Source organism: Thiohalocapsa halophila (assembly GCF_016583825.1).
Taxonomy (GTDB): Bacteria; Pseudomonadota; Gammaproteobacteria; order Chromatiales; family Chromatiaceae; genus Thiohalocapsa; species Thiohalocapsa halophila.
The window spans coordinates 14,451-33,532 of sequence record NZ_NRRV01000030.1; the positions used below are offsets into that span (position 1 = coordinate 14,451).

The following is a 19,082-nucleotide window of genomic DNA, read 5'->3' on the forward strand; positions in this document are numbered from 1 at the left end:
ACGGCCCCGAGGTTCGTGGCTCGTGCCGACGCGCGCAAGGCGCCACCCCGAAGCGGCCGGCCACGCCGAGGTGCAGATGCTGATGGATGCCAATACCCGCAAGGAACGGTTCTCTCTCGCCTACATCGCCGCGGTCGCGGCCAAGGCCGGCTTTGACGTGGTCGAGCCCAGCGTGGACGTCGACAGCATCGACGGTGCCCTGATTTCGCACGCAGGGCGACGGCCGAGGATCGAGTTTCAGGCGAAGGCGACGGCCCGCGATGTGCTCGGCGACGATGACATCGGGTTCCCGTTGCCCATCAAGAACTATGACGATCTGCGCGCGGAGGTCATCGTGCCGCGTATCCTCATCCTCGTCGTGCTGCCGCAGGCCGAGGACGCTTGGCTGACCCACAGCGAGGAGGAGCTGGTGCTGCGTCACTGCGGCTATTACCTCTCGCTCGCGGGCCTGCCTGAGCGCGACAATAGCGCCAGCGTCACCGTGCGCATCCCCCGCGAGAACCGTTTCGACCCGAACCGGCTCGCAGCCCTGATGAACCTTGCCGCCCTCTGACTCGTCATGCGAATCGAACTGACCGACGAGGCCGCGCTGAGCAGCTTGCCCTGGGGCGACTTGAAGTCGTACCTCGATGCGCAGGGGTGGACGCTGGTGGACCGCATCGGCGACAAGGCCCTCGTGTACCGGCCTGGGGACGGGTCCCGCGAGGCGGTGGAGATCCTGGTGCCCGCCCGGGACGACCTCGGCGACTATGCGTTGCGCATGGCGGAGGCCGTGCGGATTCTGGCCGACGTGGAGCAGAGATCCGCCCTCGCCGTCTACGGTGATATCACCGTGTCCGGTCTTGATGTCGTGCGCCTGCGTGCGGCCACTGCCGACGCGGACGGCGCCATCGCCATCGAGCAGGGCGTCACCCTGTATCGCGAGGCCGAGAACCTGATGCTGTCCGCGGCCTGTGCAGCGGTAGACCCCAGGCGCAACTACCACCTGCGGAAGGTGACCGAGGCCACGGACTACCTGAAATCCGTGCGGCTCGGTCCGAGCGAGCGCGGCAGCTATGTCCTGACCGTCTTCTCGCCGGTACAGCCGCGGCTCGGCGACCAGCAGCGACTGGAGTTCGGCGACGAGCCCTTCTCCCGCACGGTGACCTTGCGGCTGGCCGACGCGCTCGGCGCCGCCAAGCGGGCGGCCGATCGGGCGGTCTCCGATGGGGCCTTCGCCCCGTTCGACGCCTCCGTTGCCGAAGGTGTCAGCGCGAATCTGTGCGAGGCGGTCGCGCGGCTGGCCGAGGCCGCGCGCGGGATCGACATCGGCTTGTCCTGGGCGCGCACCCGGCCGGCCGGCCGCCGCAATCAGCGGTTCCATTTCAGCCCGGATGTGGCGGACGTCCTGCGGGAAGCGGCCAGCGTCTTTCGCAGGTCCGAGCCCCTCACGGACGAGCGTCTCAGCGGCTTCGTGATCGCCCTGGATCGGCCGGTGGAGCACTTCGACGGCAGCGCGACCTTGCGGGTCCTGCTCGAAGACAAGCCGAAGCGCGTCCGGGTGCGCTTCGAGCAGTCCGTTTACGCGCAGGTGATCCGCGCGTTCCAGGAGAAGCTGGTCCTTTCGCTGCGGGGAGACCTGTATCCGGTCGGCCAGCGGTGGGAGATTCGCAACCCGCGGGAGATCCGGGTCGAGGAAGATCAGGATGCCGACGCCGCCGATGATTGACGGCGTTTGCAGACGCTCAGGGCTCTGCTGAACGGCCGGCATAAGAACGAAGAACCGCCCGCTCGCACGATCAAGCGGTCGTGGGCCGGGGCAGCCCGGCGCCCGGCGGCACCTGCGAGCCGGCAACGCACAGTGACGGGAGAACGAGCATGGCAAAGCTCGCCGAAAGCCATGTCGAAGCCGCCGCCCTGGCCTGGCTGGCGGAACTGGGGTACGCGACAGCCCACGGCCCGGACCTCTCCCCGGAAGGCGCGACACCCGAGCGCGCCAGCTACGCCGACGTGGTGCTAGCGGATCGCCTGCGCGAGGCGCTGGTGCGCATCAACCCGCATCTGCCGGCGGCGACCCTGGAGGAGGTCGCCAAGAAGATCCGCCAGACCGAGCTGCCGGACCTGATCCAGGAGAACCGCCGGCTGCATCGGCTGCTGGTGGAGGGTGTCGACGTCGAGGTCGAGCGCGCCGATGGCAGCATCGGCGGCGATAAGGCCTGGCTGCTCGACTTCTCCGACCCCGCCAACAACGACTGGCTGGCAGTGAGCCAGCTCATGGTCATCGAGCACGGGCACGAGCGTCGCGCCGATGTGGTGGTGTTCATCAACGGCCTGCCGCTGGGTGTTGTGGAGCTGAAGAGCCCCGGCAACGAGCAGGCGACGTTGGCGGGCGCCTACAACCAGCTCCAGACCTACAAGGCGGAGATCCCGAGTCTGTTCCGCACCAACGCCGTCGCGGTGACCTCCGATGGCCTGCAGGCGCGCATCGGCTCGCTGACCGCGAGCCTGGAGCGGTTCATGCCCTGGCGGACCGTGGACGGGCAGACCATCGCATCCAAGGGCGCACCGGAGTTGGAGACGTTGCTGAAGGGCGTCTTCGAGCCACAGCGTTTCCTGGCCCTGGTGCGGGACTTCACCGTGTTCGCGGACAAGGGCGACGGCCTGGTGAAGATCGTCGCCGGCTATCACCAGTTCCACGCCGTGGAGCATGCGGTGACGGCGACGGTGCTGGCGGCGGGGCCGGCGGGCGACCGGCGCATCGGCGTGATCTGGCACACCCAGGGCTCGGGCAAGAGCCTGCTGATGTCCTTCTACGCCGGGCGGATCATCGACGAGTCCGAGCTGGCCAACCCGACCATCGTCGTCATCACCGACCGCAACGACCTGGACGACCAGCTCTTCGGCACCTTCAGCCTGTGCCGGGCGCTGCTGCGCCAAACGCCCCAGCAGGCCGACAGCCGCGAGGACCTGCAACGGCTGCTCGCCCGGCCCTCCGGCGGGGTCGTCTTCACGACCATCCAGAAGTTCGCGCCGGCGAAGGGCGAGCAGGCGTATCCGCTGCTGACGGACCGGCGCAATGTCGTGGTGATCGCCGACGAGGCGCATCGCAGCCAGTACGGCTTCAACGCCCGGGTGGACCAGAAGACGGGCGAGGTGGCCTACGGCTTCGCCAAGTATCTGCGCGATGCGCTGCCGAACGCCTCCTTCATCGGCTTCACCGGCACGCCCATCGAGCAGGACGACGTGAACACACCGGCGGTGTTCGGCGAGTACATCGATGTCTACGACATCAACCGCGCCGTCGAGGACGGGGCGACGGTGCCGATCTACTACGAGAGCCGCCTCGCCCGCGTGGAGCTGGACGACGAAGCCCGCGCCGCGCTGGACGAAGACATCGACGAGATCACCGAGGATGAGGAGGCCAGCGAGCAGGAGCGTCTGAAGCGCAAGTGGTCCAACGTCGAGGCCGTGGTGGGCGCGCCGAGCCGCCTGCGCCAAGTGGCCGAGGACCTGGTGGCGCACTTCGAGGCGCGCACCGCCGCCATGGACGGCAAGGGCATGATCGTCTGCATGAGCCGGCGCATCTGCGTGGCCCTGTACGACGAGCTGGTGCGCCTGCGGCCCGACTGGGACAGCGACGACGACGCGGCAGGTGCCGTGAAGATCGTCATGACGGGCTCCGCGGCGGACCCGGAGGACTGGCAGCGCCACCTGGGGGGCAAGTCACGCCGCGACCTGCTGGCCAAGCGCGCCCGGGACCCGGACGACCCGCTCAAGCTCGTCATCGTCCGCGACATGTGGCTCACGGGCTTCGACGCCCCCTGCATGCACACCATGTACGTGGACAAGCCGATGCACGGCCACGGGCTGATGCAGGCCATCGCCCGGGTCAACCGCGTCTTCCGCGACAAGCCGGCGGGGCTGGTGGTGGACTACATAGGCATCGCCCAACGCCTCAAGAGCGCGCTCAAGGGCTACTCCGACAGCGACCGCCGCCAGGCCGGCATCGACGAGGGCGAGGCCGTCGCGGTGCTGCAGGAGAAGGTCGAGGTGGTGCGGGCCATGTTCCATGGCTTCGACTACGAAGCGGGCGTCACCGGTACGCCAGAACAGCGCCTGCAAGTGCTCGCCGGCGCCATCGATTGGATTCTGACCCGCCAGCAGGAGGCGGCGGCGCGCGAGGAGACGCCCGAAGGCAAGAAGCGGGCGCACCGGCGCTACAGCGACGCGGTGCTGGCGCTCTCCAAGGCCTTCGCGCTCGCCTCCGCCAGCGATCTGGCCCGCGAGATCCGCGACGAGGTGGGGTTCTTTCAGACCGTGCGGGCGGCGATGGTCAAACCGACGCCGCGCAGCGCCCAGAGTGCGAAGGACCGCGATCTGGCGATCCAGCAGATCGTGAGCCGCGCCGTGGTCTCCACCGAGATCGTCGACATCATGCAGGCCGCGGGCTTGCAGTCACCGGACATCTCCGTGCTCTCCGACGAGTTCCTGGCCGAGGTGCAGGGCATGGAGAAGAAGAACCTCGCCGCCGAGGCCCTGCGCAAGCTCTTGAACGGCGAGATCCGCGCCCGGGCCAAGTCCAACGTGGTCCAGACCCGCGCCTTCTCCGAGCGCCTGGAGGAGGCCATCGCCCGCTATCACAACAACGCCATCACCACCGCCGAGGTCATCCAGGAGCTCATCGAGCTGGCCAAGGCCATCCGCGCCGCCCACGAGCAGGGCGCCGAGCAGGGCCTGTCCCCGGACGAGATCGCCTTCTACGACGCCCTGGCCGACAACCAAAGCGCAGTGGAGGTCATGGGCGATGAGAAGCTCCGGATCATCGCCACGGTGCTGCTCAACCAGCTCAAGAAGAACGTGACGATCGACTGGGCCCAGCGCGACTCCGCCCGCGCGCGGATGCGGGTGCTGGTGAAGCGCATCCTGCGCCACTACGGCTATCCGCCGGACTTGCAGGATGCTGCGGTGCAGACGGTGTTGCAGCAGGCGGAGGTGTTGTCGGAGCGGTGGGCGGCTTGAGCGCGTGATGGTGTTGTCACCGAAGGCCGCGGGCGTGGGCTTGACGCTGACTGCGGCGAACCACGTCATCCATCTCTCGCGCTGGTGGAACCCCGCCGTTGAGGATCAGTGCACCGATCGGGTGTACCGCATCGGCCAGCAGCGCGACGTGCATGTGCATATCCCGCTGGCGATGCATCCGACGCACGAGGAGCGCAGTTTTGACGCCAATCTGCACCGGCTGCTCGAGGACAAACGCCGTCTCAGCGTCAGTGTGCTCGCAGCGCCGACAGCGACTTCCAGCGAGTCACTCCCAGGGCATCTGCAGCCAGTCTTCCAGCTCGGTCAGGTCCGCGCCGGCTCTGGCGCTGCCGGGCAGCACCGGCATCATTGAATGCGGCTCCACCAGCCGATACTGCGGCGGCCCGCCGTTGTCCGTTGCGCGTACCAAACGCAGCCCCATGCGGTGCGCGAGGGTGCAGACACGATGCTCATGGACGGCCAACATCACGACTTCCTCAATGCTTTGTATTGGGTAAGCGGATGATGCAACACCCAAAGACCATGAGGCAAGCATGGTTTCACCCAGTGCACAGGTCGGGGATTGGGTCAGCCAGGAGCCGCCAAGCCGTTGTTCGCGTGCGGAATCGGGTCGGGAAACAGGGTCGCAAGCCGGTGCTGAACGACGAGACCTGCGCTTCGATGGCTGCTCTCAGAGCTGCGGACGCGGTTGCTCGCAACCCTTGCTTGGGGCGGCGCACCAGCGGGTTCTCGTGGCTCGAAGGCCGGCGCCGCGTCGATGAAGGCCATGCGCCACACTGGTTGACGCCGACAGCAGCCTGACTACGTTTGCATCTACGTGTACGACATAGGCTTCACAGCGGTGGCAACGCTGACTCTGCGCATCTCCGACGAGGCCAACGCCGCGCTGGACGCCCTCGCGGCAGCTACCAAGCGTTCCAAGTCCTTCCTGGCACTGCGCGCCATCGACGAGTACATCAGGCTGAACGCCTGGCAGGTCGAGGCCATCCAAGCCGGCGTCGACGATGCCGATGCCGGTCGCCTGGTGAGCCACGAGGCCGTCAAGCAGCGCTGGTTGTCGCGGGCGGAGTCCGGCGAAGAACGCTGATCACAGGCGGCCTCGATTGACCGGATCGATGCTCGCGCTGGAGGGGACAGCCGGAGCGAGGATACCTTGGACCCGACGCGCAGACTGCGATTTGGACGCGGTCGACCAGGTCCGGCAGCAGCAGGTCCAGACCGTCGGCGATAAAGCGCCCGTCGATGGACTCTGTTCAACGAGGACGACGTGCTGGTGATGATCATCACCACCGTACCCGCCGACATCGCCGAGGCCATCCTCGAAGGCCTCACGCCCTTCTTCAACCGCCACAAGGGCGTCGTCTTCAGCACCGACATCCAGGTCAGCCGGGTGGCGAAGTTGCAGCCGCCGGGGTGAGCAGCACGGATACGGATACGACGGGTCAGTCTCCGCGCGGCCCGGCCCCGGTTCAAGCCACCGGCCGCCGGCACGTCCTGGATAGGTTGGTCCACCCTGGCCGGCCAGCCGGGCCGGCAGCAACTGGACAATACTCGCTCAGGCCAGTCGCGTTATCGGGCAGGTGAACGCTGGCCCGACCCATCTATGCGCTCTCGCCGCAACAGCTATATCCCCGCGTGGTCCTTGGCATTACCTGACAGATTGCAATGCCTGGCGAACCACATCGCCTCGTTCATGCCGACAATGCCAGTGTCGCGTTTCTCTTCGAGCAGCTGGTGACAACGCTCACCCAGGTCGGCCAGGTACTGCTCGTAGTCCTCGCTCCAGATACTGATCGCAAGTCGGCTTGCGTAGCCGGCGCCGCGCCAGAACACGTCGGTCTGATTGGTTGCGAGGACTTGGAGTCGCAGGTCCCCGTCCTTCCAGGTCAGCAGGCGCCCACCCCGGGCGCTCTCGATCCCGTCGGGTGAGCCGAGGCGTTTATGCAACCACGCCTGGGGTTGTGTGTTCACGAGCATCGCCCTGTAATGCTCGACGTAACGCAGCTGGCCCACCGTCCCGTCGTCCATGACGCCGAGCTGCAACCTGCCGCCGTTGCGCCGCTCCTTCTCGAGTTGCGGATGGAGCGGGCGCGTCGCGACGAAGGCATTGTCGAGACTCATGCCGTCGTCGTATTCGTACTTCCACTGTCGTTTTAGCGTCGAAATCGCCTCTTCCTTCGACATGCCCACAGCGAGGCCGTCGAAGTTCAGTTCTTGCAGGTCCTCGCCATGGAACAGCTGCGTCATGCGCGGCTCCAGGTCCATTGGACGGTTCGTCTCGGCCTCGGCCCTGGCCTTGCGGGCTGCCTGCTGCCGGCGCAGCTCGGCGTGTATCGCGTTTTGCCGCTGCTGCAGCTCTGCGCGCAAGGCCTGAGCCTCCTCCAGCCCGATCCTGGCCAATAGCGGCGAATCGTTCAGCTCCCTCAGGCTGCGCACCCCGGCGAGGGTGGCGGGGGCCGCTGCGATGGCGGCCCGGGCGTCGGCCAGCTGCTTTTCGATGGCACTGCTCTTGGCCAATACTTCGCCCTTGCCCGCGTTGAGTCGTTCGATCAGCTCCTGACGATCCCGTTCGGTCAGGTAGTCGGCATAAGCAGCCAGCTCATTCGCGTCCCCGAACAGGTAACCCAACCTGGGATAGCTGCCCCGTTCCGCCTGCACGAATTCAGTCGGATCCTTGCCCCGAAGGGCCATCTGCGCGGCCTCCACGATCTTCGGCAATGCAGGAGACGCCTGGTGCCCGAGGATCCTCTCCACGTTTTCAGCCGCCTCCTCGCGGAAACGATCGACCCGCCTCATGGCCTGGCCGCCCTTGCCAACCACCTTCGCCGCCTGGTGCAACCGGCTGAAGGCCGCGCTGTCGTCACGTTTTTTGGCCGCGTTACGACAGGCGGTCAGTTCCTGGTACACGCTCATATACTGGTTGCGACTCCAGCGCTCCGCCGGCAGTCCAAACAGAGGTGCCGTCCACTGCGGACGAAGCAGTGAGCTGACCTCCACCTTGGGGGTCACCTGGACCGTCTCGCCACGTTTGAGCCTTCCCGCCCAGCCGTGCAACGCCTCGCAACCCGGCAGGGTGAACGTTCCCGGCTCCACCGGTGGCCGGGGCGCCGGGGCCTCGGGCGTCTTCCGCCTGTTTGGCTGTCGCTGCCCGCCGCTGGATGCGGCTTGCTCCGTCGAACCCGACGCTCGTTCACCTGTTTGTTCCAGCGCCAGTTGAACGCTAGGTAGCTGACGCCGAACCTTATTGATCTGGTTGGCTTTTTGTCGATCCTGTTTGAAAAGCTGTTGCTGGCAGCTCTTCATGTAATTATCGAGCGACCTGAAATCCCGTGCTTCCCATTTGTCGAGCGCTTTGCCGAACATCCCGGCAAAGGCCTCGTCACGGAAAATTGCGGGCACCGATGCGGGCCCGGCGCGGCCTGCGGGGGGTGAAAAGGTATCCGCCCACGACGCCAGGGCGTCACAGCCGGGTTGGGAGATCCCGGCCGTTGCGGGAATGACACAGGTGAATAAGAACAAAGCAAGCGCATGGCGCATGAAAAACATAAGGCGATTTCCGCTTTCTTTCATATCGGGCAAGCGGGCTGAATCAGGATTTCCCACTTGGGCAGTTCTGGGTTGCGCAGCAGCCGCGCTTCGACCTGGTCCATCGCCTTCTTGATGCGGCTGATGCCTTTGGCGTAAATCTCACGTGAAAGCGCCACGACCGGATGACGGCCTTTCCAGGTCATGGTTGCAGCCCAGCCGAGCATCGCGTCCACATCGCGCAATTGGGCGCCGTTCCAGTGTGCTGCGAGAATGCCCCAGCAGCGTTTGATTTGGTTACGCGGACGCCGTCACCTGTCCGGCCCGCTCGGCCACCGCGCGCTTGAGCGCATCCGGGCGGGTGTCGATCCAGTTGTCCGTGGGCACGACGCGCTCCAGGCGCAGGTTCAGCAGGCGTTTGCGCGGCTGCGGCTGCAGGCCGGCGAAATAGACTCGGCAGCCGTGCGCCACGGCATCGCGCACGGCGCCCTCGATGGCCAGCGACGTGGTCACGCCCAGGTGCGGTACCTCGGTCAGATCCACCACCAGGCTCTTGGCCCCGGCGATCTCGTGCTGCTGGCGGGTGATGGCCTTGGCCGCGCCGAAGATGAGCGGGCCGCTCAGGCAGAGCAGGGCGATGCCGTTGCTCGGGTCGTCGAGGATCTTGCGCTCTTCTTCCGTGGACTCGGGGGCTTCCGTGCACCGGGCACCAGGCTCCTGGCCCGGCAGCCCGAGCAGCTTGACGCCCTCCGATTGCAGGTCCGCGAGCCGGCGGATAGTGAGCACGTTGGCGACGAAGAGCCCGACGGCAACCGCCGTGATGAGGTCCACGAACACCGTCATCAGGATGACGCCGTACATGATGAGCGCCCCGCGCAGGGACACCCGCTGTGCGCGCCTGAGGAAGCCCCAGTCGATGATGTCGATGCCGACCTTGATGGCGATGCCCGCGAGCACGGCCTTGGGGATGGGCTCCACCAAGGCGCTGGCGCCGAACACGACCACCGCCAGGATGAGCGCCCGGGTCAGGCCCGACAGCGCCGTGCGCGCGCCGGTTTGGATGTTCACCACCGTGCCCATGGTGGCGCCGGCGCCGGGCAGGCCGCCGAACAGGCCCGAGACCAGGTTGCCGAGACCCTGACCCATGAGCTCCTTGTCGGAGTTGTGCTGGGTGCGGGTCAGGCTGTCGGCGATCACGGAGGTCAGCAGGGCGTCTATGGAGCCGAGCAGCGCCAGCACCACGGCATCGATGATCATGGTCTGCCACTCGGCGGCGCTGAACACGGGCATCTGGATGCTCGGCAAACCGCCGGGCACCTCGCCGATGGCGCGGTAGGCGCCGCTGCCGAGCACGAAGACGGCCAGCAGCGTGCCCACCACCAACGCCAGCAGTTGTGGCGGTACGAAGCGCCGCCAGCCTCGCGGCATCAGGATTAGGATGGCCAGGGCCAGCCCGCCGAGCGCCGCCTCGCCGGCATTGACGTTGGTGACGAGGTCCGGCAGCGCCTGGAGCGAGCCGATGACGCCGCCGCCGGGGGACGCGAAGCCGAGCAGCGGCGGCAGCTGGATGATGATCAGGATGAAGCCGATGCCGGACATGAATCCGGAGATGACCGTGTACGGCATCATGGTCACGTAGCGGCCCAGCTTCAGCAGGCTGAATAGGATCTGGAACAGGCCCGTCAGCATGACCGTGGTGAACGCCATGGCCATACCGTTTTCGGGGTTCGCGGCCACCATGGTGGTGATGACCGCCGTGAAGACGACGGTCATGGGCCCGGTGGGCTCCGAGATCAGCGTCGGCGTGCCGCCGAACAGCGCCGCGAACAGCCCCACCAGCACGGCGCCGTAGAGTCCGGCCTCCGCGCCGGCGCCGGAGGCGACGCCGAAGGCCAGCGCCATGGGTAGCGCGATGATCGCAGCCGTGACGCCGCCGAAGAGGTCGCCCTTGGCGTTGTCGAATCTGATCTGGTTGAAGATCCGCATGCTGGTGTCCTCTCCGAGGATCCGGTTGTCTCCCGCAGGCTGGCGCGGCAGTTTCTAGGCGCCCGCATCCTAAGGGAAATCGATAAACCGAATCGGAAAAATAGAGCTTCGGTTATGCAAAATCGTGTCCGAACGCCTGCTGCGGCGTATGTCCCCTATAGTGCCCTGGATGCACGCCGACGTCGTGGAGTCGGGACGCATCGGCGCGGCCGGGGACCGGGCGAAAACGGACGCGGTGGTCCAGACTCGCGGATTTTAGATGGATCGCGCGGCAAGTTGACCTGGTTGCTTGGGATCGGGGCGCGGCGGGTCGATAATCGGCGCTTGCAGTCACCGAGTGCGAGCGAGCTCCATGGCCGAGCCCACCGACAACAACGCCAACGCCCCGGACCCGATGCAGGTCATCGACCGGCTGGTGGACACCCTGAAGCGGTGAGGCCCGGATGAGCGCCGACACCCAGACCCGCCGCGCCACCGACACCGCGGAGCGGCCCCGCCGTCGCCGCTTCTCGATGGCGTACATCTCCGTGGCCGTGGCCGCGCTGTTCTCCGTGCCCCTGCTGGGCGTGGTGCTGAACGTCTTTCGCGAGGGCCAGGGCAACTGGCCGCACCTGGTCTCCACGGTGCTGCCGGACTATGTCATGAACAGCCTGGCGCTGATGCTGGGCGTCGGGGCTGGTGTGGTCATCGGCGGCACCGGCACCGCCTGGCTGGTGGTGATGTGCCGCTTTCCCGGCCGGCGGCTGTTCGAATGGATGCTGGTGCTGCCGCTGGCCATTCCGGCCTATGTCGTCGCTTATGCCTACACCGATCTGCTCCAGCACGCGGGGCCGGTGCAGACCCTGCTGCGGGATCTGACAGGGCTCGGGCCGCGGGATTACTGGTTCCCGAACATCCGCTCCACCGGCGGGGCCATACTGGTCTTTAGCGCCGTGCTCTATCCCTACGTCTATCTGCTGGCGCGCACGGCTTTTCTGCAGCAGTCCGTCTGCGCGCTGGAGGTGGGTCGGACCCTGGGCCGCACGCCCTGGGGCGCCTTCACCAGCATCGCGCTGCCGCTGGCGCGACCCGCCATCGTCACCGGCATGGCGCTGGCATTGATGGAGACGCTGGCGGACTTCGGCACCGTGGCGCACTTCGGCGTGCCCACCTTCACCACCGGCATCTATCGGACCTGGTATTCCATGGGCGACCGGGTCGCCGCCGCACAGCTCGCGAGCGTGCTGCTGGCCTTCGTGTTCGCGCTGCTGATGCTGGAGCAATGGAGCCGCTTGCGGGCGCGCTTCCACGAGACCTCCGGGCGCTGGCAGGAGATCAAGCCCTATGCGCTGCGCGGCTGGCGCGCCTGGGGGGCGGCCGTTTTCTGCGCCGGGCCGCTGGTGATCGGCTTCATCGCCCCCGTGGCCATGCTGCTGTGGATGGCGGCCATCGGCGGCCATGACCCGCTCACCGGGCGCTATCTGGAGCTCACCGCCAACAGCACGACCCTGGCCGGCATCACGGCGGTGCTGGCCGTGGTGCTGGCGCTGTTTTTGGCCTATGTCGCACGCATCGAGCGCTCACGGCTCGCCGCCGCCGCCAACCGGGTGGCGGCCGTCGGCTATGCGATTCCGGGCTCGGTCATCGCGGTGGGGATCCTGATCCCGGTGGCGACACTGGACAACGCCATCGACAGCTTCTTCCGCAACACCTTCGGCTTCGGCGTCGGCCTGATCTTCACCGGCGGCATTGCGGCGCTGGTGTTCGCCTATCTGGTGCGCTTTCTGGCGGTGTCCTTCAACACCGTGCAGGCGAGCCTCGGCAAGGTCACCACCCACATGGACGATGTCGCCCGCTCCCTGGGCCATGGGCCGCTCAGTACCGCGCTCAAGGTGCACATCCCGGTCATCTCCGGCGGGCTGCTCACCGCCGGGCTGATCGTGTTCGTGGATGTGTTCAAGGAGCTGCCGGCGACGCTGATCATGCGCCCCTTCGACTTCGACACCCTGGCGGTGCAGGCCTACAACCTCGCCAAGGACGAGCGCCTGACGCAGGCCGCCACGCCGTCGCTGATCATCGTCGCCTGCGGCCTGCTGCCGGTGTTTTTGCTGAGCCGGCAGATCATGGCGTCCAGGCCCGGTGCGCGACAGCGGACCAAGGCGCAGGCACAGGCCGCGGACACAGGGGCGCCGGTGTTGCCTGCGGGGAGTTGATGCTGACGCGCGGCCCGGTCGTGAAGTACGACTCCATCCCTTTGGCCCGGCGCAGCGCAAATGCCCTGAAATCGCGCGGCAAACCAAAATGGTGGTGGTAGGGGGCGGCGAGAGCCTGTGCGTCACCCTCCGGCTTCAGACCCCGCGCCGCTCGATGGTGGTCGGCTTAACGCAAGAAGCGGTGGCGCCGCGGCCCGATTTGGAGCAGCGACGCCAGCCGCTTCATGGTGCTCGTTGTTGGCTCAGGTCGTCATGCGGCGGCGCCGACGGATGACGGCTCCACCCGCCAGCCCAATGCCCAGCAACGCCAGGGTCCCGGGCACGGGATTTTCTCCGGCGGGAGGGTTCAAGTCGCCCCCTTCGCTGTCTAGGAACATGATGTGGGAGAGTCCGTTAGTTAGCTCCGTATCCTCTCCCCACTCGCCGGAAGTGATTGGAAGCGCAAGATCGAGCAGTGTTTGGCAGTCGGCCGAGGGGGCCGGGGAACTAGGATTATCAGCGTCCGGACCATCCCAGCCCGAGCATACGTCGAGACCGGGGAAACTCGTGACTGCACTATCTACGTCGAAGAGAATGGAGTAGTTCCTGGCGTACTTTAGGCTGACATACTTGACTGCGGGGTCGGTGAGGTCGTCGCGAGTGTAGCTCCACGAGCCACTTTTCCAATTGTCGCCATTTTCGCTGGCGAGACCGGTGAGGCCAAGTACAGTGCTGCCTCCGTCGTTGCTGAAGTCGAACTCGCTGCCGTCGATCGAGCTGAAAATAGGATTGATCGAAGTTTCACCCGCCGATCCGTCGCCGTTAACCAAATCCTGCTTCAGGATCTGAGGCGAGTCGTTGAACGAGCACTGTGGGTTTGTGCCGAGGACTCCGGAGCAGTCGTTGTTTGCCGAGAAATCCAGTTGCACCGTGATGATCGCTGCGGAGGCAGTGCCGGACATGGCGAGCGCCAAAGCGCTGGTCGTGAGGCCGGTGACGCCGCTGCCGATGACGCGGCGCAATAAGGAGTGCCGAAGGGCGGGAGAGGACTTTGGTTGCATCAGGTTCATTGCGAAGTGCCTTTGTTTGACCCAGCTCCGACCTTCCGGCGGCATCGCCTTGGATATCAGTGCGATGCCGCGGAGACGGGCGATTAGGTTCGCTGAGCGTGCAAACGCAGTGAGGCAGAGTCTGTGCCAGGATGCATTGGGACGCGTCCGAATTAGGCCTGGGGATTTTGCTTATGGCCTTAGGGTATTGAATGTACGGGGTAAAAGATATGTTGCTGCGTCTTGGAGCGCGCTCCACCGCAATTCCTTTTGGCTTGCTCCCCGAAGCTCAGTCCATTGCTGTAATCAAGACTTTACAATTGTAAGCAGACTGGCTGATTCACGAGGATGCATTGCAAGCCTCAGATCAGTCAATTGGCTATTCCTGTACTGGGGGAAACGCTTATCAGTGGGTCATGCGAAAGCTGAGTATGTTGACTGCAAGCGGTTTTTTCTGGCATGGGCGTTGTAAAGAATTCTGACGCAATGAAGGGGCCGCGCGCTCACTGGGTCGACGAGGCGAGCGACACTCGCTTTCCGTCAGGTTTTCACCCACCCGACTGACCATAAAGTGCCGCTGATGCGGGACTTGACTATCTGTTAAGCCGCGGGTTTCGCTGCGGAGCGCCTCTGGGCGCCATCAGGAGCCACTCTTGTAATCACTGGCGCAATGCCTACGCCTAAAAAGACCGGTGGACTCCGAAGCACACGAAGACCACGAAGCAGAGCACGAGGAAAGCCAGACGCTTGGCGCCAGGCTTCTCCGGGGCTCGCTCGGCCTTGATCATAACTCCGACCGCCTTGAGTGCTGACTGGGTAGTCAGGCCATCCTCGCGTGACGAAATCAGGGCTGGCAGCCCTGGCTACGCAGGGTGCGCCCGCGCGGCTTGATCGTTAGCGCGACCAGTAGTGGGTGGACGAGCGACAGCGAAGTCCACCCCGGGAGCGTGGGTAAGCTGGTGGACTGCGCTGCGCTTGTCCACCCTACGCCCCCCACGCCCTACGCCCTACGCCTGCCCGAGTGGTCGGGATTTTGATCGAGGCCGCTCGCTCATTCCCTAGGTGGCGGCGCAAACTGGCGTGTCCTGTTGAGTCTCTTCGCGTTCTGCGTGCGCTTCGTGGTTGAAACACGGGATCTAGGCTAAGGCCAGTCTGGGCCAGTCGCCCGAGATTCGCACCGGCGGCTATTATTGGTGTTGCGGACTTGGGCCTGTCGTTCGTCGTGTCGGCGTCAGCCGCCATGGAGGCTGTGGTAGCGGAGCCTAAGCTCTTCTCGAGAACGAGCTGTATGTCACCTGAAGACCGCATGAGAGCAGCCTTCAGCGCGATCACGCGACGTCTCTCACAGTTCGACGCTCTTCAGCGGCACACGACGAAGCCGCTGTCCGGTGGCGGCAAAAACGGCGTTGAGCACCGCCGGTGCGGCCACGGCGATGGTGGGCTCGCCGATGCCGCCCCAGAAGCCGCCGGAGGGCATGACGATGACCTCCACGTCCGGCATGTCGGCGATCTGCATCGACGGGTAGTCGTGGAAGTTGCTCTGCACGACGGCGCCGTTTTCGATGGTGCATTCGCCCTGGAACAGCGCTGAGAGGCCGTAGACGAAGGAGCCTTCCACCTGGGCCTCGATCTGCTGCGGGTTGACGGCATAGCCCGGGTCGGTGGCGGCGACGATGCGCTGCACCTTGACCTTGCCGTCGCTCACCGAGACCTCGGCGCAGGCGGCGACATAGCTGCCGAAGGTCTTGACCACCGCCAGGCCGCGATGCGCACCATTGGCTGCGGGCTTGCCCCAGCCGGCCTTCTCCGCGACCGTCTCCAGCACGGCCAGGCTCTTGGGATGCTCGGCCATGAGCTTGCGCCGGAATGCCAGCGGGTCCTTGCCCGCGGCATGGGCCAGCTCGTCGATGAAGCACTCGAGATAGATGGCGTTCTGATTGATGTTGACGCCGCGCCAGAAGCCCGGCGGCACCGGCGGGTTGCGCATGGCGTGCTCCACCAGCAGGTTCGCCACGCCGTAGCTGATGGCGTGGTCGCCGTCGGCATGGAAGCCTTGGAAGGTGACGGGGTCGGAGCCGTCCTCGGCCATCCACTCGGGCCGGACGGAGGCGAGAATGGATTGGCCGGAAATACGCACCTTCAGCGCCGTCAGGTCGCCGCTCTCATCGAGGCCGCCGACCAGCTTGCACTTGGTGATGGGGTGGTAATGGCCGTGCGCCATGTCCTCTTCGCGGGTCCACAGCAGCTTCACCGGGGTGTCCGGCAGCTGCTTGGCGATGAGCACGGCTTGCGTGACGAAGTCGTGGAAGGCGCCGCGCCGACCGAAGCCGCCGCCCAGGTGGATCTTGTGGACGTCGCACTGCTCGATGGGAAGCCCCGCCGCTTCGGCCGCGGCCTCTAGGGCGGCCATGCCGTCCTGGGTGGGACACCAGACCTCGCAGCGCTCCGGTGTCCACACCGCGGTGGCGTTCATGGTCTCCATGGTGGCGTGATTCTGGTACGGGTAGGCGTAGACGGCCTCGATGGTCTTGGCCGCGCCTGCGAGCCCCTGCTCGGCATCGCCACTGGCGTTGCCCACGAACACCTGCTCGCCGGAGGTCAGGCCCTCGTCGAGCATCTCGTCGATGGCGGCGCTGCTGAGGTCCGCGTGCGGGCCCTTGTTCCAGGTGACGGGCAGGGCATCCAGCGCGGTCTTGGCCTGCCACCAGGTGTCGGCCACCACGGCGACGGCGTTGTCGCCGACGGCGAGGACGGCGCGCACGCCCGGCTTGTCGCGCACCTTCGAGTCGTCGAAGGAGTCGAGCTTGCCGGTGAAGACCGGGCAGGCCTTGACGGCGGCGTTGAGCATGCCCGGCAGCGTCAGGTCCGCGCCGAAGATCTGCTTGCCGTTCAGCTTGTCCAGGGTGTCCAGGCGTTTGACCGGCTTGCCGATGAGCTCCCAGTCCTCGGGGTCCTTGAGCTCCACGTGCTCCGGCGGCCAGAGCTTCGCGGCGGCCTTGGCGACCTGGCCGTAGGTGGTGGTGCGCCCCGAGGGGCCGTGGGTGACGACGCTGGCCTCGGCGCTGCACTCGGCCTTTGGCACGTCCCAGGCCTCGGCCGCGGCCTGGATGAGCATCTCCCGGGCCACGGCGCCACCCTTGCGCACATAGGCATGGCTGTCGCGAATGCCGCGGCTGCCGCCGGTGGAGAAGCTGCCCCAGACCCGGTCGCGGCGCAGGTTCTCACCAGGCGTCGGATACTCGGTGGTCACCTTGGACCAGTCGCACTCCAGCTCTTCCGCCACCAGCTGCGCCAGGCCGGTGAGCGTGCCCTGGCCCATCTCCGAGCGTGCGATGCGGATGACCACGGTGTCGTCCGGCTGTATGACGACCCAGGCGTTGATTTCCGGGCCTTCGGGGTCCGCGGCCCAGTCTGTGCCGCCCGTGCCCTCGGCGGTGAGGGCGGTCCGGGGCAGGCCGGGCAGCGTCAGCCCCAGTGCGAAGCCGGCGCCGGCGGTAGTGCTGCGGATGATGAACTCCCGGCGCGACACTGCGATGCGTGCTTTGCTCATGACGCACCCCCGTTCTTTTTGATCTCGGCGGCGAGGTGGATGCCGCGGCGCACGCGGTTGAAGGTGCCGCAGCGGCAAATGTTGGTCACCGCGGCGTCGATGTCGGTGTCCGCCGGCTCGGCGTTTTCGGTCAGCAGTGCCGCCGCTGCCATGATCATGCCCGGCTGGCAGTAGCCGCACTGGGGCACGTCCAGCTCCGCCCAGGCCTGTTGCACGGGGTGGTCGTTGTTCGCCGACAGCCCCTCGATGGTGAGGATCTCCTGGCCCTCGGCGAGCTCGGAGACCGGCAGGGTGCAGGAGCGCACCGCCGCGCCGTCGACATGGACCGTGCAGGAGCCGCAGATGCCGATGCCGCAGCTGTATTTGGTGCCGGTGAGGCCGAGCTGCTCCCGCACGACCCAGAGGAGCGGCGTGGACGCGTCGACATCGACGTCGACGCGCTCGCCGTTGATCTTCAGTGTTGCCATTGACGGACCTCGTTGCGAGGGTCGAGTTAGGTGATTCAGTGGCTCGCGAGCCAGGCGTATCGGGACGGCAGGATAGACCCTTCCTTGCTCTAATGCATGAGCGCCGGCACCGGTCAGGCACAAAAAAGCCCCGGTGCGCAGTGCGCGCCGGGGCCGGCCCCACGAGCGGCCAACACCCAAGGGCGCCGGCTCGCCCGGCGCCCTTGGGTGTGGCTTACTCGAAGCCCACGCGGTCGTAGATCCGCTGGGCCTCGGCCTGATTCTCGCCGAGGATGTTCAGGTTGATGGTGTCCTCCTTGAAGGTGCCGAGCTGGGCGACGCTGTCCGACAGTGGTGTGCCGGGGACGGCGGGGTATTCGTCATTACCGGCGGAGAAGTACTCCTGGGCCTGCTCGCTGCTGAGGTACTCCAGGAACTTCACGGCGTTCTCGCGGTTCGGCGCGTGCTTGGCGACGCCGGCGCCGGAGATGTTCACATGGGCGCCGAAGCTCTCCTGGTTCGGAAAGACCCAGCCGATCCCTTCAAGCGCCTCTTCGTCCAGGCCCGGATCGCCCTTGCGCAGCGCGCGGGCGAAGTAGTAGGTATTCGCCAGCACGACGCCGCACTCGCCGGACGCGATGGCCTTGAGCTGGTCGGTATCGCCGCCCTCGGGGTCGCGCGCGCGGTTGTTCCAGACGCCCTCGGCCCATTTTTCGGCTTCTTCCTTGCCGAGGTGCTCGATCAGCGCCGCCATCAGCGACAGCATGTAGATGTTGCTGGAGCTGCGGGTGCAGACCATGCCCTCGAGCTTGGGGTCGGCGAGGTCCTGGTAGGTCTGGATGTCCTGCGGGTCCACGCGGTCCTTGTCGTAGAAGATGATGCGCGCGCGCTTGGAGAAGCCCCACCAGTGGCCGTCCGGGTGGTGCAGCCACTCGGGGATGCGCGACTCCAGGACTTCGGATTCCACCGGCTGGAACAAGCCGGCTTGGTCGGCGCGCCAGAGGCGGCCGGCGTCGACAGTGATCAGAATGTCGGCCGGGCTGTTGCGGCCCTCGGCCTTCATGCGCTCGATGAGCTCGTCGCCCTTGCCTTCGATGCGGTTGATCTCGATGCCGGTCTGCTCTTCGAAGTTGGTGTACAGGCGCTCGTCCGTGTCGTAGTGCCGGGACGAATACAGGTTCAGCTCGCCCTCGGCCTGGGCGGTGCCGGCGACGAGGCACAGCAGGGTCGCTGCGCCGATGCAGGTCTTGTTCAGCATCTGGTCTCCTCGGTGATGGGTTGCGAAGATCAAGCCGCTAGCGTATCAGTATCGCGAATTGTTCGCATTAATTTTTGC

Annotated in this window: 15 protein-coding genes; 7 read left to right on the top strand and 8 right to left on the bottom strand. The window is 66.3% G+C overall.

Features of this window, described 5'->3' with window-relative positions; all coding sequences use genetic code 11:
• Positions 1-22: 22 nt before the first annotated feature.
• The 4 genes from CKO31_RS13410 (at position 23) to CKO31_RS13425 (ending at position 5,371) form a co-directional block, all read left to right on the top strand.
• Positions 23-553 carry a DUF4365 domain-containing protein gene (locus tag CKO31_RS13410; protein ID WP_322789141.1) on the top strand — a complete coding sequence of 177 codons (531 nt, stop codon included), beginning with the start codon at positions 23-25 and terminating at the stop codon, positions 551-553.
• Positions 554-559: 6 nt separating this feature from the next.
• A complete protein-coding gene (locus CKO31_RS13415) occupies positions 560-1,708 on the top strand; it encodes a hypothetical protein (RefSeq protein WP_200238280.1) in 1,149 nt (382 codons plus the stop codon).
• Between the two features lie 149 nt (positions 1,709-1,857).
• Complete coding sequence (locus CKO31_RS13420; RefSeq protein ID WP_200238283.1) at positions 1,858-4,998, top strand: type I restriction endonuclease subunit R; 3,141 nt, start codon at positions 1,858-1,860, stop codon at positions 4,996-4,998.
• Between the two features lie 7 nt (positions 4,999-5,005).
• Positions 5,006-5,371 carry a helicase-related protein gene (locus CKO31_RS13425; RefSeq protein ID WP_242475358.1) on the top strand — a complete coding sequence of 122 codons (366 nt, stop codon included), beginning with the start codon at positions 5,006-5,008 and terminating at the stop codon, positions 5,369-5,371.
• On the opposite strand, the gene CKO31_RS13430 is transcribed toward CKO31_RS13425, so the two are convergent.
• Positions 5,285-5,485 carry a hypothetical protein gene (locus CKO31_RS13430; RefSeq protein WP_200238382.1) on the bottom strand — a complete coding sequence of 67 codons (201 nt, stop codon included), beginning with the start codon at positions 5,483-5,485 and terminating at the stop codon, positions 5,285-5,287. The two genes, CKO31_RS13425 and CKO31_RS13430, sit on opposite strands and share 87 nt — an antisense overlap.
• A gap of 375 nt (positions 5,486-5,860) precedes the next feature.
• Here CKO31_RS13430 and CKO31_RS13435 point away from each other — a divergent pair, with 375 nt between their 5' ends.
• Complete coding sequence (locus CKO31_RS13435; protein ID WP_200238289.1) at positions 5,861-6,106, top strand: CopG family ribbon-helix-helix protein; 246 nt, start codon at positions 5,861-5,863, stop codon at positions 6,104-6,106.
• 180 nt (positions 6,107-6,286) lie between these two features.
• On the top strand, positions 6,287-6,436 hold the full coding sequence (locus CKO31_RS13440; protein WP_200238292.1) for a hypothetical protein: 150 nt from the start codon (positions 6,287-6,289) through the stop codon (positions 6,434-6,436).
• 206 nt (positions 6,437-6,642) lie between these two features.
• Here the strand turns inward: CKO31_RS13440 and CKO31_RS13445 are convergent, their stop codons facing one another.
• The 3 genes from CKO31_RS13445 to CKO31_RS13455 are packed head-to-tail and all read right to left on the bottom strand — an operon-like array spanning position 6,643 to position 10,530.
• Complete coding sequence (locus CKO31_RS13445; protein ID WP_200238295.1) at positions 6,643-8,565, bottom strand: hypothetical protein; 1,923 nt, start codon at positions 8,563-8,565, stop codon at positions 6,643-6,645.
• A gap of 20 nt (positions 8,566-8,585) precedes the next feature.
• Entirely contained in the window at positions 8,586-8,837 is a 252-nt protein-coding gene (locus tag CKO31_RS13450; RefSeq protein WP_200238370.1) for an ISAzo13-like element transposase-related protein, read from the bottom strand.
• A 4-nt stretch (positions 8,838-8,841) separates the two neighbouring features.
• Positions 8,842-10,530 (bottom strand): SulP family inorganic anion transporter, encoded by a 1,689-nt coding sequence (locus CKO31_RS13455; protein ID WP_200238298.1) that lies wholly within the window; start codon positions 10,528-10,530, stop codon positions 8,842-8,844.
• A gap of 521 nt (positions 10,531-11,051) precedes the next feature.
• Here CKO31_RS13455 and CKO31_RS13460 point away from each other — a divergent pair.
• Positions 11,052-12,722: an ABC transporter permease gene (locus CKO31_RS13460; protein WP_438874008.1), complete on the top strand. Its 1,671-nt coding sequence runs from the start codon at positions 11,052-11,054 to the stop codon at positions 12,720-12,722.
• Between the two features lie 242 nt (positions 12,723-12,964).
• Here the strand turns inward: CKO31_RS13460 and CKO31_RS13465 are convergent, their stop codons facing one another.
• The 4 genes from CKO31_RS13465 to CKO31_RS13480 form a co-directional block, all read right to left on the bottom strand.
• Positions 12,965-13,771 (bottom strand): PEP-CTERM sorting domain-containing protein, encoded by an 807-nt coding sequence (locus tag CKO31_RS13465; RefSeq protein ID WP_200238303.1) that lies wholly within the window; start codon positions 13,769-13,771, stop codon positions 12,965-12,967.
• A gap of 1,321 nt (positions 13,772-15,092) precedes the next feature.
• On the bottom strand, positions 15,093-17,300 hold the full coding sequence (locus CKO31_RS13470) for a xanthine dehydrogenase family protein molybdopterin-binding subunit (RefSeq protein WP_200238305.1): 2,208 nt from the start codon (positions 17,298-17,300) through the stop codon (positions 15,093-15,095).
• The gene (locus CKO31_RS13475) at positions 17,297-17,767 is read right to left on the bottom strand and encodes a (2Fe-2S)-binding protein (RefSeq protein ID WP_200238308.1); all 471 of its coding nucleotides are present in this window, start codon (positions 17,765-17,767) and stop codon (positions 17,297-17,299) included. The genes CKO31_RS13470 and CKO31_RS13475 overlap by 4 nt, the downstream gene beginning before the upstream one ends.
• A 214-nt stretch (positions 17,768-17,981) precedes the next feature.
• Positions 17,982-19,004, bottom strand: coding sequence for a Fe(3+) ABC transporter substrate-binding protein (locus tag CKO31_RS13480; RefSeq protein ID WP_200238311.1), 1,023 nt, complete (start codon positions 19,002-19,004; stop codon positions 17,982-17,984).
• Between the last annotated feature and the right edge of the window lie 78 nt (positions 19,005-19,082).

Coding starts and splice junctions, on each gene's coding strand:
- CKO31_RS13415 (WP_200238280.1), top strand. CDS start 560: ATGCGAATCGAACTGACCGACGAGGCCGCGCTGAGCAGCTTGCCCTGG.
- CKO31_RS13420 (WP_200238283.1), top strand. CDS start 1,858: ATGGCAAAGCTCGCCGAAAGCCATGTCGAAGCCGCCGCCCTGGCCTGG.
- CKO31_RS13425 (WP_242475358.1), top strand. CDS start 5,006: ATGGTGTTGTCACCGAAGGCCGCGGGCGTGGGCTTGACGCTGACTGCG.
- CKO31_RS13430 (WP_200238382.1), bottom strand. CDS start 5,485: ATGTTGGCCGTCCATGAGCATCGTGTCTGCACCCTCGCGCACCGCATG.
- CKO31_RS13445 (WP_200238295.1), bottom strand. CDS start 8,565: ATGTTTTTCATGCGCCATGCGCTTGCTTTGTTCTTATTCACCTGTGTC.
- CKO31_RS13455 (WP_200238298.1), bottom strand. CDS start 10,530: ATGCGGATCTTCAACCAGATCAGATTCGACAACGCCAAGGGCGACCTC.
- CKO31_RS13465 (WP_200238303.1), bottom strand. CDS start 13,771: ATGAACCTGATGCAACCAAAGTCCTCTCCCGCCCTTCGGCACTCCTTA.
- CKO31_RS13470 (WP_200238305.1), bottom strand. CDS start 17,300: ATGAGCAAAGCACGCATCGCAGTGTCGCGCCGGGAGTTCATCATCCGC.
- CKO31_RS13475 (WP_200238308.1), bottom strand. CDS start 17,767: ATGGCAACACTGAAGATCAACGGCGAGCGCGTCGACGTCGATGTCGAC.
- CKO31_RS13480 (WP_200238311.1), bottom strand. CDS start 19,004: ATGCTGAACAAGACCTGCATCGGCGCAGCGACCCTGCTGTGCCTCGTC.